General features: G+C 70.8%; 13 protein-coding genes and 1 riboswitch. Of the genes, 12 read left to right on the forward strand and 1 reads right to left on the reverse strand.

Translation table 11 applies throughout. The annotated features are described in order from the left end of the window. The first annotated feature begins 23 nt into the window (after positions 1–23). The 11 genes from EFK50_RS10450 to EFK50_RS10505 all read left to right on the forward strand — a co-directional run bounded on the left by EFK50_RS10450 (position 24) and on the right by EFK50_RS10505 (position 12,716). Positions 24–572 (forward strand): LPXTG cell wall anchor domain-containing protein, encoded by a 549-nt coding sequence (locus tag EFK50_RS10450; RefSeq protein WP_123227500.1) that lies wholly within the window; start codon positions 24–26, stop codon positions 570–572. A gap of 100 nt (positions 573–672) precedes the next feature. After that, entirely contained in the window at positions 673–1,479 is an 807-nt protein-coding gene (locus tag EFK50_RS10455; protein ID WP_123227501.1) for an SDR family oxidoreductase, read from the forward strand. Next, the gene (locus EFK50_RS10460) at positions 1,476–2,561 is read left to right on the forward strand and encodes an NAD(P)H-dependent amine dehydrogenase family protein (protein ID WP_123227502.1); all 1,086 of its coding nucleotides are present in this window, start codon (positions 1,476–1,478) and stop codon (positions 2,559–2,561) included. Before EFK50_RS10455 ends, EFK50_RS10460 begins: the two co-directional genes overlap by 4 nt. A gap of 7 nt (positions 2,562–2,568) precedes the next feature. Beyond that, positions 2,569–3,648, forward strand: a complete 1,080-nt coding sequence (locus EFK50_RS10465; RefSeq protein ID WP_123227503.1) for an MBL fold metallo-hydrolase — start codon at positions 2,569–2,571, stop codon at positions 3,646–3,648. Positions 3,649–3,655: 7 nt separating this feature from the next. Then, positions 3,656–3,758, forward strand: a riboswitch (TPP riboswitch). Further along, entirely contained in the window at positions 3,756–4,820 is a 1,065-nt protein-coding gene (locus EFK50_RS10470) for a thiamine ABC transporter substrate-binding protein (protein ID WP_123227504.1), read from the forward strand. Its footprint overlaps the riboswitch before it by 3 nt. Next, positions 4,796–6,451: an ABC transporter permease gene (locus EFK50_RS10475; protein ID WP_246004117.1), complete on the forward strand. Its 1,656-nt coding sequence runs from the start codon at positions 4,796–4,798 to the stop codon at positions 6,449–6,451. The genes EFK50_RS10470 and EFK50_RS10475 overlap by 25 nt, the downstream gene beginning before the upstream one ends. 14 nt (positions 6,452–6,465) lie before the next feature. Further along, positions 6,466–7,497: an ABC transporter ATP-binding protein gene (locus EFK50_RS10480; RefSeq protein WP_123227505.1), complete on the forward strand. Its 1,032-nt coding sequence runs from the start codon at positions 6,466–6,468 to the stop codon at positions 7,495–7,497. 6 nt (positions 7,498–7,503) lie between these two features. Next, positions 7,504–8,595: a phosphatase PAP2 family protein gene (locus EFK50_RS10485; protein ID WP_246004118.1), complete on the forward strand. Its 1,092-nt coding sequence runs from the start codon at positions 7,504–7,506 to the stop codon at positions 8,593–8,595. A 183-nt stretch (positions 8,596–8,778) separates the two neighbouring features. After that, a complete protein-coding gene (locus tag EFK50_RS10495; RefSeq protein ID WP_221177351.1) occupies positions 8,779–10,014 on the forward strand; it encodes a C40 family peptidase in 1,236 nt (411 codons plus the stop codon). Positions 10,015–10,066: 52 nt separating this feature from the next. Beyond that, complete coding sequence (locus EFK50_RS10500) at positions 10,067–12,046, forward strand: acyl-CoA dehydrogenase family protein (protein WP_123227509.1); 1,980 nt, start codon at positions 10,067–10,069, stop codon at positions 12,044–12,046. Next, on the forward strand, positions 12,039–12,716 hold the full coding sequence (locus EFK50_RS10505) for a class I SAM-dependent methyltransferase (RefSeq protein ID WP_148046119.1): 678 nt from the start codon (positions 12,039–12,041) through the stop codon (positions 12,714–12,716). The genes EFK50_RS10500 and EFK50_RS10505 overlap by 8 nt, the downstream gene beginning before the upstream one ends. 140 nt (positions 12,717–12,856) lie before the next feature. Here the strand turns inward: EFK50_RS10505 and EFK50_RS10510 are convergent, their stop codons facing one another. After that, positions 12,857–13,357, reverse strand: coding sequence for an inorganic diphosphatase (locus tag EFK50_RS10510; protein ID WP_123227511.1), 501 nt, complete (start codon positions 13,355–13,357; stop codon positions 12,857–12,859). Positions 13,358–13,502: 145 nt separating this feature from the next. Between EFK50_RS10510 and dacB the strand changes: the two genes are divergently transcribed. Next, complete coding sequence (dacB, locus tag EFK50_RS10515; protein WP_123227512.1) at positions 13,503–14,951, forward strand: D-alanyl-D-alanine carboxypeptidase/D-alanyl-D-alanine endopeptidase; 1,449 nt, start codon at positions 13,503–13,505, stop codon at positions 14,949–14,951. Position 14,952: the final 1 nt, after the last annotated feature.

Consider the following 14,952-nt stretch of genomic DNA (forward strand, 5'->3'; position numbering starts at 1 on the left):
GCACCGACGCTGGAGACGAGTGGATGAAGAAGCTGATACTGATCGGGATCACGACCCTTGCGGCATTGTTCGCGATGGTCGGCCTGTCGCCGTCGGCCCAGGCCTACCCGGAGACCAGCTGCAACGTCTTCGTCGACTCCCAAATCGTCAAGTCCGGCGCCACCTTCACGGCCACCGGTGAGTCCCAGCAGTTCACCACTCCGCGTCTGGCCGCTCGCGCCAGTGCCGGCGACCCGGTGTCCTGGGAGATGACGTTCAACGGCGAGGTGCGGACCGGCAAGGCCGAGGTCTTCGTCCAGAAGTTCAAGGCGCCCGTCGTCAAGAAGAAGACCACCCTCCCGCTGACCGCGTCCGCGATCATGCCGGACGCGAAGACCACCTGCACCAAGACCGTGGACATCACGATCCTGCCGGGCGGTACGACGGTCTCCCCGCCGGGTGACCACCTGCCGAACACCGGTGGCCCGCAGCTGTACCTGCTGATCGCCGGCCTCGTCCTGGTGGTCGCCGGTGGCCTCGCCATCCGGAGCTCGCGCAAGTCCCACGAGAGCCGCGGGGCGCACACCGCCTGAGGCGAACGAACGTCGAGAGAGCCTGGTCCGTGGGGGCCGGGCTCTCTCGCTTTTCCAGCGACCCCTTTCCCGCGAAACTAGAACACGTTACAGTCCGAGCATGATTCTGGATCGCTTCAAGGTCGACGGCCAGGTCGCCGTCATCACCGGTGCCGGACGCGGGATCGGAGCCGCCTCCGCCGTCGCTCTCGCCGAGGCAGGCGCCGACGTGGTCATCTCCGCGCGGCACTCCTCGCAGCTCGCCGAGGTCGCGGCGCAGGTCGAGGCCGTGGGCCGCCGGGCCCTGGTCGTCAAGGCCGACCTCAGCGTCCTCGAGCAGACCGCGGGGCTGGCCCAGGCGGCGTACGACGAGTTCGGGCGCCTGGACGTGATCGTGAACAACGTCGGCGGCACGATGCCGCTGCCGTTCCTGGACACCGATGAGGACTTCCTGGTCGAGGCGTTCCGGTTCAACGTGGCGACCGCCCACGCCCTCACCCGGGCGGCGGTCCCGCTGATGCTGACCGGCGACGACCCGGGCGGCGCGATCGTCAACATCTCCTCGGTGATCGGCCGGGTCTCGGGGCGCGGGTACGCCGCCTACGGCACCGCCAAGGCCGCGCTCACCCACTGGACCCGCCTGGTCTCGAAGGACCTCGCGCCGCTGATCCGGGTGAACGCGATCGGCACCGGGTCGATCATGACCAGCGCGCTCGACTACGTCGCCAGCGACGAGGCGGTGATGACCGAGCTGGCCGAGAAGACCACGATGCAGCGGGTCGGGGAGGTCGAGGACATCGCCGCGGCGGTCGTCTACCTGGCCAGCCGGGCCGGCTCGTTCCTGACCGGCAAGGTGGTCGAGGTCGACGGCGGCCTGGACATCCCCAACCTGGACTTCAAGCTCCCCGACCTGGGCCCGGTCCGATGAGCGCCCCGGTGAAGCGGGTCGTCGCCTGGTCGACCGGCACCATCGGCCGGCACGCGATCGCCGGCATCGACGCCCGTCCCGACCTCGAGCTGGTCGGCCTCTGGGTCTCGAACCCGGAGAAGGTCGGCCAGGACGCCGGCCGGCTGGCCGGGCTGGACCGCGACCTCGGCGTGCTCGCCACCCAGGACAAGCAAGCGCTCTACGACCTGGAGCCCGATGCCGTCGTGCACTCGGCGATGACCGACGACCGGATCTTCGACGCCCTCGAGGACCTGGTCGAGATCGTCGAGCACGGCATCAACGTGATCTCCTCCGGTCCGGTCGTGCTGACCTTCCCCGACGGCTCCGGACTGGACTCGTACGTCGACCGGATCAACGCCGCGGGTGCCGCGAACGGCGCCAGCCTGCACGTCAACGGCATCGACCCCGGCTTCGCCAACGACGTGCTGCCGCTGGTGATGACGTCGCTGTCGCAGCGGATCGACAAGGTCGTGGTCAGCGAGATCTGCGACTACTCGACGTACTACCAGCCCGTCGTCATGCAGGACCTCTACGGGTTCGGGCGCCCGATGGACTACCCGGCGCTGCTCTGGCAGCCCGGAGTGCTGACGGCGGCCTGGGGGCCTGTCGTCCGCCAGATCGCGGCCGGCCTGGAGCTGGAGCTCGACCCGGTGCTCGAGGAGTACCACGAGCGGATCCCGTCCGAGGTCGACCTCACGATCGACTCCTGCGAGGTCCCGGCCGGGTCGATGGGCGCGGTGAAGTTCGGGGTCATCGGCACCGTCGACGGGGTCCCGCGGGTCCAGCTCGACCACGTCACCCGGACGAACCCGGCCCAGGGCCCCGCGTGGCCGCAGCCGGCCGAGGGGGACGGCGGCTACCGGGTCGAGATCGTCGGCGAGCCGATGATGAAGGTGGACTTCAACCACCACGGCGAGCACGGCGACCACAACGTCTCCGGGATGATCACCACCGCGATGCGGCTGGTCAACGCGGTGTCGGCCGTCTGCGACGCCCCGGGCGGCCTGGTCGTCGCCAAGGACCTGCCCCTCATCACGGGCCGGGGACTCGTTGCCCGATGATGGAGGCATGACCTCCGAAGCAGCCCACGCCGGACAGACCTCGCGCCAGATCAGTCCGGACTCCGGCGCGCTCTGGACCGAGCCGGGTGCCTGGACGGTCGCCCCGGGCGTGCACCGGATCCCGCTGCCGCTGCCGATGGACGGCCTGCGCGCGGTCAACGTCTACGTGATGGAGACCGAGCAGGGGCTGGTGCTCGTCGACGGCGGCTGGGCGATCCCGGAGTCGCGGGCCCTGTTCGACTCCGCGCTGAAGACGCTGGGCTACACCGTCAAGGACATCCGGCGCTTCCTCGTCACCCACATGCACCGCGACCACTACACCCAGGCGTGGGTGGTCGGCCAGGAGACCGGCGCCGAGGTCAGCCTGGGCATCGGCGACAAGGCCACGATGGACCTGATGCACGACGAGAGCCTGAACGTCGACCCGAACCTCTCCCGGCTGATCGCGGCCGGGGCGAGCGACCTGGTGGAGCTGTGGCGCGACAACATGCCGCGCGAGGACCAGCCGGTGAAGAACTACGGCATGCCCGACGTCTGGCTCGACCGCGACCTCGTCATCGACGTCGGGGGCCGGCCGATCTCGGCCATCGCCACCCCCGGACACACCCAGGGCCACTACGTGTACGCCGACACCGAGGGCGGGATGCTCTTCGCCGGCGACCACGTGCTGCCCACGATCACGCCGTCGATCGGCTTCGAGCCGGCTTGGGTGGAGAACCCGCTGCGCGACTTCCTGGACTCGCTGGAGAAGGTGCGCGCGATGCCCGACATGCTGCTGCTGCCGGCGCACGGGCCGGTCGCGCCGAGCTCGCACCGGCGCGTCGACGACCTGCTCGCGTTCCACGACGAGCGCCTCGACCAGTGCAAGGACGCCGTCGCCGGAGGAGCGGGGACCGCCTGGGAGGTCGCCGCGGTGCTGCCGTGGACCCGGCACAACCGGAACCGTTCCGAGCTCGGTCCGTTCGACGCAGTCCTGGCCGCGTTCGAGACCCTCGCCCACCTCGAGCTGCTCGCCCTCAAGGGCGACCTGGCCCGCACCGACGACGCCGAGGGGACCCGGAGCTACTCCCTGCCCGCCGTCGACTAGGGTAGGTACTTCACGACAGGGGAGCGCCTAGCGCTGAGAGTGCGGATCCGCCGCAGACCCTTGAACCTGCACCGGTTAGTACCGGCGAAGGAAGTCGAAGGAGAGTCATGCGTACGCCCATCAAGAAATTCATCGCCGCCTCAGCAGCGGTGACCATCGCGGCAGCCCTGGCCGGCTGCGGCAGCGACGAGCCGAAGGCCGACCGGCCGGAGAGCAAGACCATCACCCTCGCCACCCACGACTCGTGGAACATGGACAAGAAGGTGCTGGCGGACTTCACCGAGCAGACCGGGATCACCGTGAAGCTCCAGGCCCACGGCGACGCCGGGGCACTGACCAACAAGCTGGTCCTGACCAAGGACGACCCGCTCGCCGACGGCGTCTTCGGGATCGACAACACCTTCGCCACCCGGGCCATCGACGAGGGCGTCCTGGCGAAGTACACGCCGATGGTCCTGCCGGGCTCGGTGAAGAGCTTCGCGCTGACCGGTGACGACGCCGGCTACCTCACCCCGATCGACTACGGCGACGTCTGCATCAACGTCGACGACACCTGGTTCGCGGCCAAGAAGCTGGCGCCGCCGAAGACGTTCGACGACCTGGCCGACCCGCGGTACAAGAACCTGCTGGTCGTGCCGGGTGCCACCTCGTCCTCGCCCGGCCTGGCCTTCCTGCTCGCCACCATCGGCACCTACGGCGACGACTGGAAGGACTACTGGTCCGACCTGCTCGACAACGGCGTGAAGATCGACGCCGGCTGGAGCGACGCCTACGAGGTCGACTTCACCGCCGGTGGCGGCAAGGGCGACCGGCCGATCGTGCTCTCGTACTCGTCCTCGCCGCCGTTCACGGTCCCCGAGGGTGGCGACGAGCCGACCACCAGCGCGCTCCTGGACACCTGCTTCCGTCAGGTCGAGTACGCCGGAGTGCTGGCCGGGGCGAAGAACCCGAAGAACATGCAGAAGTTCATCGACTTCATGACCACCCGTGAGTTCCAGGCGGCATTGCCGGACAACATGTACGTCTACCCGGTCGACACCACCACGCCGCTGCCGGAGGGCTGGGACACCTGGGCCCCGACCGCGCCGAAGCCGGTCGTCGTACCGGCCTCGGAGATCACCGAGAAGCGGGCGGACTGGTTGCGCGAGTGGCGCGACCTGACCACGCGCTGACCGCGCGTCGACTGGGCACCGCGGCGCTCGCCGCGGTGCCCCTGGCCGTCCTCGGAGCCTTCTTCCTCTACCCCGTCGGGGGGATGATCCAGCGCGGCTTCTGGCCCGACGGAGCCTTCGACCCCGGCGGCGTGCTCGACGTGCTCACCCGGGACCGGGTGCACCGGGTGCTCTGGTTCACGGTCTGGACGGCCGGGCTGTCCACGATCCTCGCGGTCGTCCTCGGCGTCCCGACGGCGTTCGTGCTGCACCGGTTGCGGTTCCCGGGACAGCGGCTGCTGCGCACCCTGATCGTGGTCCCGTTCGTGCTGCCGACCGTGGTCGTCGGGGTCGCCTTCCGGCAGCTGATCGCCACGTCCGGTCCGCTCGGCGGGCTCGGTCTCGACGGGACGCCGGCCGCGATCGTGGCGGCCCTGGTGTTCTTCAACGTCAGCGTCGTGGTGCGGACGGTGGGCGCCTTCTGGGAGGGGATCGACCGGCGTACCGAGGAGGCGGCGGCGACCCTGGGGGCCTCGCCGGCCCGGGTGTTCCTGACCGTGACCCTGCCTGCGCTGGCTCCGGCGGTGGCGTCGGCGGCGAGCGTGGTGTTCCTGTTCTGCTCGACCTCGTTCGGGATCGTGCTGACCCTGGGAGGGCTGCGCTACGCGAACGTCGAGACCGAGATCTACCTGCTGACCACCCAGGAGCTGGACCTGACCTCCGCCGCGGCGCTCTCGGTGCTGCAGATCGTCGTGGTCACCGGCCTGCTGGTGGCGCTGCACCGGGCTCGCCGGACGGCGCCGCCGCTGGCTCGCGCCGGGGAGTCGGGGAGGAGTCCGCGGCTGCGCGACCTCCCGCTCGTCGGCTGGACCGTGGTCGTGGTGGCGCTGCTGATGACCCCGCTGCTGTCCCTGCTGGTGAGCTCGCTGCGGACCGACGGCGGCTGGAGCCTGGCGAACTACCGGGCGCTGCAGGGGACCGGTGCGGACAACGCGCTGCTCGACACCGCCACCCACGCGCTGCAACGCTCCTTCGAGGTCGCCGTGCAGGCGGCGGGGCTGGCCCTCGTCCTCGGCACGATCGTCGCGTTCCTGGTCTCCCGCCGGCCGCGCTCGGCCGGCGTACGGCGACTGTCGGCGACCTTCGACGGCGTCTTCATGCTCCCGCTCGGCGTCTCGGCGGTGACCCTCGGCTTCGGCTTCCTGATCACCCTGAACCGGCCGCCGCTGGACCTGCGGACGTCCTCGCTGCTGGTGCCGATCGCGCAGGCGATGGTGGCGCTGCCGCTGGTGGTCCGCACGGTCGCCCCGGTGCTGAGCTCGATCGACCCGCGGCAGCGCGAGGCGGCGGCGTCGCTCGGCGCCGGCCCGGCCCGGGTGCTGCTCGCCGTCGACCTGCCGCACGCCTGGCGGGCGCTGGCCGCCGCGGCCGGGTTCGCGTTCGCGGTCTCGCTCGGCGAGTTCGGTGCGACCAGCTTCCTGGCGCGCGACGACACCCCGACCATGCCGGTGGTGATCTACCAGCTGATCAGCCATCCGGGGAGCGCGAACTTCGGGATGGCGACGGCGGCCGCCGTGGTGCTGGCGGCGGCCACCGGCGCGGTGATGCTGGTCGTCGAGCGGCTGCGCGTCGGCTCCGTGGGAGCGTTCTGATGAGAGGAGCCGAGATGAGCCTGACCGTCCGCGACCTGACCGTGGCCTTCGACGGGACCGTCGCCGTCGACCGGGTCGACCTGGAGGTGCCGGCCGGTTCGGTCACCGCGGTGCTGGGGCCGTCCGGCTCGGGCAAGTCGACGCTGCTGCGCGCCGTGGCCGGCCTGGAATCCCCGGCCTCCGGCACGATCCGGTACGGCGACGAGGACCTGGCGCGGGTACCGACCCACCGGCGCGGGTTCGCGCTGATGTTCCAGGACGGTCAGCTGTTCCCGCACCAGAGCGTCGCCCGCAACATCGGCTACCCGCTCCGCCTCCGCCGGCTTCCGTCGGCCCGGATCGCGGACCGGATCGCCGAACTCCTGGACCTGGTCGGTCTCGCCGGCTTCGGGGACCGCACCCCGGCCACCCTGTCGGGCGGTGAGCGGCAGCGGGTGGCGCTGGCCCGGTCGCTGGCGGTCGAGCCGCGGATGCTGCTGCTCGACGAGCCGCTGAGCGCCCTGGACCGCGGCTTGCGGGAGCGGCTGGCGACCGACCTGCACGACATCCTCCGCCGCGCCGGGACGACCACCCTGCTGGTCACCCACGACCACGAGGAGGCGTTCGCGATCGCCGACCGGATGGCGGTGATGCGGGCCGGCCGGATCGTCCAGTCCGGCGACCTCGCCGAGGTCTGGGCCCACCCCACCGACGCCTGGGCGGCCCGGTTCCTCGGGTACGCCGGGGTGCTCAGCGGCGAGCAGGCGGCGGTGCTGCGGGCGGTGATCGATCCCAGCGGGTCGTGGACCGAAGTGGCGCTGCGCCGGTCCGCCCTGGTGGTCGACCCGGACGGGCCCCTCTCCGGGGTGGTGCTGGCGGCCCGGGTGAGCCCGGAGCAGACCCGTCTCGAGGTCGACGTCGACGGCCTCGGGACGATCGCCGCGGTAGCGGATCCGGCCCGGCCCGCGGCCGTGGGGGAACGGGTCCGGCTGGCGGTCCGGACCGACCGTCTCGCCACCCTCCCCGAGACGCAGCCGAGCGAGTTCAGGCACTTGTCCCTAGAATGACTTCTCGTGAAGCGGCGGGCATATGCAATGGTGGTGGCGGTCGCCGTAGTGATGGGCCTCCTGGCCTTCATCTGCAGCAAGTCTCTCGGCTATCCGCTGCGTGACCCGGACGGGTTCCTGGGGCCTGCCTGGCTCCGTCTCCCGCTGCTGGTCGCCGGCGCGTTCATCGCCGACATCGTGCCGCGGACGCTCTTCCGCGCGCGCGGCAATCCGGGTCGCTACAAGGCCGAGGCGACCCTGCTGATCAAGGAGCACTGGACCAAGGACCGGATCACCCTGGTGGTGGTCGGCCTGATCTCGTTCTACGTGACCTACGTCAGCTACCGGAACCTGAAGAACTTCCTGCCGTTCATCATGTCCGACGGGGACGGCCGGCCGACGAAGTACGACTACGCCCTGCACCGGATGGACGAGTGGATGCTCTTCGGGCACGACCCGTCGACGATCCTGCACAACGTGCTCGGCACCGGCGTGTCCGCCCACGTGCTGTCCTGGATCTACCTGATCTTCCTGCCGATGGTGCCGATCTCGATCGTGATCTGGGCGGTCTGGTCGCGGAACGTCTCGTTCGGGTACTGGTTCATCACCGCGCAGTGCATCTGCTGGGCGCTCGGCACGCTGAGCTACTACGTGATCCCGACGCTGGGCCCGAACTTCTTCTTCCCGTGGCTCTACAAGGACCTCCCGGACACCGGGGTGGCGCAGCTGCAGGACGGGTTGTTCAACGGCCGGCAGAACATCCGGTTCGATCCGTTCGCCGACGGCGTGCAATCCGTCGCCGGGTTCGCGTCGCTGCACGTCGCGATCACCGTCTCGCTGGCGCTGGTCGCCCAGTACACGCTGCGCACGAAGGCCTTCCGGGTGGCGTTGTGGACCTACTCCGGCCTGACCATCCTTGCCACGACCTACTTCGGCTGGCACTACATCGCCGACGACATCGCCGGCCTCGCGATCGCGATCGTCGCGGTCTACCTCGCGGCCCTGGGGACCGGGCAGAAGTTCGAACGCTGGGGTCGACGGTCGCACCCGACGACGTCCACCGACGAGATCCCGATCGACGACCCGGACGACGAGCTGGCGCCCGTTCTGTCCAAATGACAACGTTGTAGTTTGTCAACACGACACGCTGTCCGATTCGAGATTCTTTTCGAAAAATGTTCCCCATGTGACGGATGAGGTTTAACGTCGGGACGTGCCGCCGAGTAATTCGGCGGCTGGAACCGACCGAGATCGAGTCGAGGCACCAGGGGGATCTTCGTGCGCAGGGCTGTCCGTGGTGCCGTGGCTGTTGCGGTGGCGATCGCCTCCGTCGCCGGGGTGACGGCCTCCGCCGACGCGGACCGGCGCAAGCCGATCCCGAGCAAGCAGCAGGTCGACCAGGCGAAGGCCCAGGTCGCCCGGAAGGCCGGCGACGTCGCCGCCATCCGCGCGGACCTGGCGCTGGCGCAGAGCGCCCTGGAAGCGGCGGCCCAGCAGGCCGAGGTGGCCTCGGAGGCCTACAACGGCGCCCAGTGGCGCCTCGGTGAGGCCAAGAAGGCGACCGCAGCCGCGATCGCCGCCGCCGACGCCGCGACCGAGCGGGCCGCGACCGAGCGCTCCGGGCTGGCCGCACTGGCCACCGCGAGCGCGCACCACGGCGGAGCGCTCAACGGGCTGACCGCCTTCTTCGCCGAGGGCGGCCCCGAAGAGGTGATGTCCGAGGTCCAGGTGGCCAAGAGCGCCTCGGACTCGATCCAGGCGCGGTTCGAGCAGTTCAAGGCCTCCGAGGTGATGGCCAAGACTGCCAGGACCCGTGCCGAGGAGGCCCAGACCAAGCAGGCCGGACTGGTCCGCGAGGCGGCGCAGCTGCGCGACGTCGCCACCCAGGCGGCCCAGTCCGCGCAGCGGCAGGCATCCGCGATCGCGGTGCAGCGCCAGCAGCTGATCAGCGAGCTCGCGGCGGCCCAGAAGATCTCCGTCAGCCTCGCCCGACGCCGGCAGGCCGGGCTGGAGAAGATCGCCCACGACAAGGCCGTCTCCGCGGCGGCGCAGGCGGCTGCGCACGCCGCTGCCCAGCAGGCCGAGCAGGCAGCCGACCAGGCCGCCGCGGGCTCGGGCAGCAACGGCGGCTCCGGGTCCTCCGGAGCGGGCAGCCCGGGCCGGCCCGCCGTCGGCACCACCCGAGCAGCCGCCCGCGCGATCGAGTTCGCCCGTGCCCAGCTCGGCGAGCCCTACGTCTGGGCCGCGGCCGGTCCGAACTCCTGGGACTGCTCCGGGCTGACGATGATGGCCTGGCGCGCCGGCGGCGTCTCGCTGCCGCACTACTCCGCGGCCCAGTACGACGAGACCGAGCACATCGGCGTCACCGACCTGCGTCCCGGCGACCTGGTCTTCTGGGGCGACACCCCGGACACGATCCACCACGTGGCGCTGTACATCGGCAACGGTCAGATCCTGCACGCGCCGCGGACCGGCCGGGATGTCTCGATCGACTCGATGTACTACTGGATCCCGCCGAACTACTTCGGCCGGCCCTGAGCCTCGGCTCCGAGCCTGTCGGAACCTGCCGTCGTACTGGCAGAGTGAGGGCATGGCCGACTACGAGCAGCCCGTCGTCGAGGTTCCGACACTGACCGCCCTGCTGGACGGCAAGTACGTCGAGGTCCGGGAGCTCACCCGCAAGCGCCTCGTCGAGTACGCCTCCGTGCTCGACGACCAGCGCGAGCTGGACCGGGCGGCCTTCCGCGAGCGGGTCCTCGAGGTCGTCCAGGAGCTCGCCGGCACCGGGCAGACCGGCCTCGGCTTCCCGGTCGAGTACGGCGGGGGCGGCGACATCGGCGCCTCGGTGGCGGCCTTCGAGACGATGGCCTTCGGCGACCTCTCGGTGCTGGTGAAGGTCGGCGTCCAATTCGGGCTCTTCGGCGGGGCGATCCTCCAGCTCGGCACCAAGCCCCACCACGACGCGTACCTCACCGACCTGGTCAGCGCCCGGACCCTCGGCTGCTTCGCGATGACCGAGACCGGGCACGGCTCCAACGTCCAGGCGCTCGGCACCGTCGCGACCTACGACGTGGCGACCCGCGAGTTCGTGATCACCACCCCGGACGAGTCGGCCCGCAAGGACTACATCGGCAACGCCGCCGCGCACGCCCGGCTCGCGGTGGTCTTCGCCCAGCTGGAGATCGGCGGCCGGTCCGAGGGAGTGCACGCGTTCGTCGTACCGATCCGGGACGGGAAGGGCCGGGCGCTCCCCGGCGTACGGATCTCCGACGACGGTCGCAAGATCGGCCTCAACGGCGTCGACAACGGCCGGATCGCCTTCGACGGCGTCAGGATCCCGCGGGAGAACCTCCTCAACCGGTACGCCGACGTCACCGAGACGGGGGTCTACGTCTCGGACATCGACAACCCTGACCGCCGGTTCTTCACGATGCTCGGCACCCTGGTCCAGGGCCGGGTCTGCGTCGGCGGCGCCGGCATCAACGCCAGCAAGGTGGCGCTCTCGATCGCGACCAAGTACGCGCTCGGCCGTCGTCAGTTCGGCAACCCGGGGGCCGGCGAGGAGCTGCTCCTCGACTACGGCCTGCACCAGCGCCGGCTGTTCCCGCTGATCGCCCGGACCTATGCGCTGCACTTCGCCCAGGAGGTGCTGGCCGGCCAGCTGCACGACGTCTTCTCGGCGACCGAGGAGGTCGACGAACGCACCCGGCGCGCCTTGGAGTCGCGGGCCGCCGGCACCAAGGCCCTCGGCACCTGGCACGCCTCGGAGACGATCCAGGAGTGCCGCGAGGCCTGCGGCGGGGCCGGCTACCTGTCGGCCAACCGGTTCGACGCGCTCCGTGCCGACACCGACGTCTTCACCACCTTCGAGGGTGACAACCACATCCTGCTGCAGCTGGTCGCCAAGGGCCTGCTCACCGACTACTCGACGTCGTTCGGGGAGCTCGACCAGCTCGGCATGGTCAGGTTCGTCGCCGGCATCGCGGTCGACACGGTGATCGAGCGGACCGCCGTGCACAAGCTGCTGGAGCGGATCAAGGACGTCATCCCGGGCTGGGACGACGGGGACGGGGAGGGCGACGTCGACGCCGGTCTCCTCGACCCGGAGTACCAGCTGACGATGCTGCGGTGGCGCGAGGAGCACATGCTCTCCGGGGTCGCCCGACGGCTCAAGCGCGGGATGGATTCCGACATGGAGCCGGCCGAGGTCTTCAGCCGCTGCCAGGACCACGTCATCGCCGCCGCCCGGGCGCACGTCGAGCGGCTGGTGCTGGAGGCCTTCGTGGCCAAGGTGGCTGCGATGCCCGACGGCGGCAACAAGATCGCGCTGAACCTGCTGAGCGACCTGTACGCGCTGTCCACCATCGAGGCCGATCGGGCCTGGTGGATGGAGCACGGCAGGTTGTCGTCGCAACGGGCGAAGGCGATCAGCCGGGAGGTCGGCGAGCTCTGCCGCAGGATCCGGCCGATCGCCGAGGACCTGGTCGACGGGTTCGGCGTACCGGCGGAGCTGCAGGCGACCGAGATGATGGCGCCCGGAACTCGAGAGGGAGATCGCACCGGTGCTTGAGAGATTGCGCGTACCCGGCCTCGGCGGCTGGAGCGAGGACCCGTTGTGGGCGTCGTTCTACGACTGGACCGTCGAGCACCCGCGCGCGGGCGGGGTCGTCTGGAAGGCCGGGATCGGCAGCGACCTGCGGATGCTGTACGACGCCGCGGCGGAGATCGGCCGCCAGCCGGCCGGGTCAGCGATCCTGGACGTGCCCTGCGGCGGCGGGGTCGCGCTGCGCGGGCTTCGGCCCGGGCAGGACGTGCGCTACGTGGCGGCCGACATCGCCCAGGCGATGCTGGACCGGACCATGGACGCGGCCCGGGAGCGCGGGGTCGCCGACCAGGTGGAACCGAGCCTCGCCGACGTCGGCGACCTGCCGTACGGCGACGGCGAGTTCGACCTGGTGGTCTCGTTCACCGGCCTGCACTGCTTCCCCGACCCGCACCGCGCGGTCCTGGAGATGGGCCGGGTGACGCACGCCGGGGGAGTGCTCACCGGCAGTGCGCTGCTCAACGACACGGGTCTTCGGACCCTGCCCATCCGCCAGGTGGGCCGCCTCTCCGGCCTGCTCGGCCCCAGCGCCACCCGTGCCGAGGTCCAGGAGTGGATGGCCGAGGCCGGCTACACCGACATCACCCTGACGATGTCCGGCGCCATCGGCTACTTCCGCGGAATCAAAGCGGCCTGACCCGGACGTCGAGCTTGTCGAGACGTGGTGACTTCTGCGCGCACGTCACCACATCTCGACGCGCTCGGTCGCCGACTTCGTTCCTCAGTCAGCGCTCACTGCTCGATGACCGACGAGCAAGGCCGCTGGCGCGTCCTTGCTCAGTGGTTCGTCGTGTACCCGGCGGCCTTGGCGCGCTCGAACGAGGCGAGCACCTCGGCCTCGGCCTCGGTACGGCCGACCCAGTTGGCGCCCTCGACGGACTTGCCCGGCTCCAGGTCCTTGTAGACCTCGAAGAAGTGCTGGATCTCGAGGCGGTCGAACTTCGAGACGTGGTTGATGTCGCGCAGGTGCTCCAGGCGCGGGTCGTGCGTCGGGACGCAGAGGACCTTGTCGTCGCCGCCGGCCTCGTCGGTCATCCGGAACATGCCGATCGCGCGGCACTTGATCAGGCAGCCCGGGAACGTCGGCGCCTGCAGGATCACCAGCGCGTCCAGCGGGTCGCCGTCCAGGCCGAGGGTGTTCTCGATGTAGCCGTAGTCCTCGGGGTACGCGGTCGAGGTGAAGAGCATCCGGTCGAGGCGGATCCGCCCGGTCTCATGGTCGACCTCGTACTTGTTCCGTGAGCCCTTGGGGATCTCCACGAGTACGTCGAATTCCACGGTGTTTCCTTCCGACAGCAATATCCGATGAGTGAGGGGGTCGTCGGCGTCGGTGATCAGGCGTAGGTGCCGACCATGACCCGCGACCGCGACCCGGCTAGTCTCCCGCACAATGCCTGGGAAGAGCCAACCGAGGAGGCGAAACATGCCGACGCGTGAGCAACGCCACGCCGGCCGCACCCGGCGTACCCGGCGCTGGACCTCCTGGATCCCGGAGGCCCTGGTCGCCCTGGTGGTCGTCGCGGCCATCGGCAACGCGGAGCTCGACCTCGGTCACCGCTGGCTGGGCCTGGACCGGGCCACCCCCGGCACCGACCCCGCCCGGGTGCTGCCCCCGGAGGGGCTCGACCTCACGGCAGGGCCTGCCGCCGCCCCGGTGGCGCTGCCCCAGGCTCCCGGCCGGATCGATCCGGCCGCGGTGCGCAAGGCGCTGGCGCCGTACGTCGCCGACCCGGATCTCGGCAAGCACGTGAGCATCGCCGTCAGCGAGGTCGCCACCGGGAAGATCGTGCTGCGACGCGGTGCCTCCGCGGTCACCCCGGCCTCGACGATGAAGCTGCTGACCAGCGTGGCCGCGCTGGAGAAGCTCGGCCCGATGACCCGGTTCTCGACCCGGGTGGTCGGTGCCGGCAACCGGATCGTGCTGGTCGGCGGCGGCGACCCGTTCCTGGCCGGCTCGACCAAGCGCGCCCGCGGCCAGTACCCGGCCCGCGCCGACATCGGCACCCTGGCGCGCCGTACCGCCGCGGCCCTGAAGGCGCAGCAGGTCAGCAAGGTGACCCTCGGGTACGACGACAGCCTCTTCTCCGGTCCCGGCCTCAACCCGCGCTGGCCGGCCACGTACCTCCCCGAGAACGTCGCTCCTCCGATCAGCGCGCTCTGGATCGACCAGGGCGTCGTCGACGGCCGGTACGTCGCGAATCCCGCCGAGGTTGCCGCGAACGCATTCGCCACCGCCCTGCGCCGGAGCGGCATCACCGTGGTGGGCGCGCCGCGGCAGCGCACCGCCCCCGCCGCTGCCGCCGAGCTCGCGAAGGTGGAGAGCGCCCCGGTCGGCGAGATCGTGCAGCAGACCCTGGCCGTCAGCGACAACAACGCGGCCGAGGTGCTGTCCCACCAGGTCGGGCTGGCGGTCAGCGGCGACGGGTCCTTCCTCGGGGGTGCCGCCGGGGTGGTCGAGGTGCTGCAAGGCCTGAAGATCGACACCGCCGGGTCGCGGATCTACGACGGCAGCGGCCTGTCCCGGCAGACCCTGCTGACCCCGGGGATCCTGCTCGGCGTCCTGCAGGCGGCCGCGTCGACCGAGCACCCGGAGCTGCGCGAGGCGCTCACCGGGCTGCCGGTCGCAGGCTTCACCGGATCGTTGCAGAGCCGGTTCGACAAGGGACCCGCCGATGCCCTGGGACGGGTCCGGGCGAAGACCGGCACGCTGACCGGCGTCCGCGGCCTCGCCGGCCTGGCCACGGATCTCGACGGCAACCTGATGGCGTTCGTGCTGATCACCGACAGGGTGCCGGTCGAGGACCAGCTGGCCGCTCAGCACGATCTGGACCTGATGGCCGGGGCGCTGGGGTCATGTCACTGCGGCCCGTAGG

It is taken from the genome of Nocardioides marmoriginsengisoli, assembly GCF_003725695.1.
Classification (GTDB): Bacteria; Actinomycetota; Actinomycetes; order Propionibacteriales; family Nocardioidaceae; genus Marmoricola; species Marmoricola marmoriginsengisoli.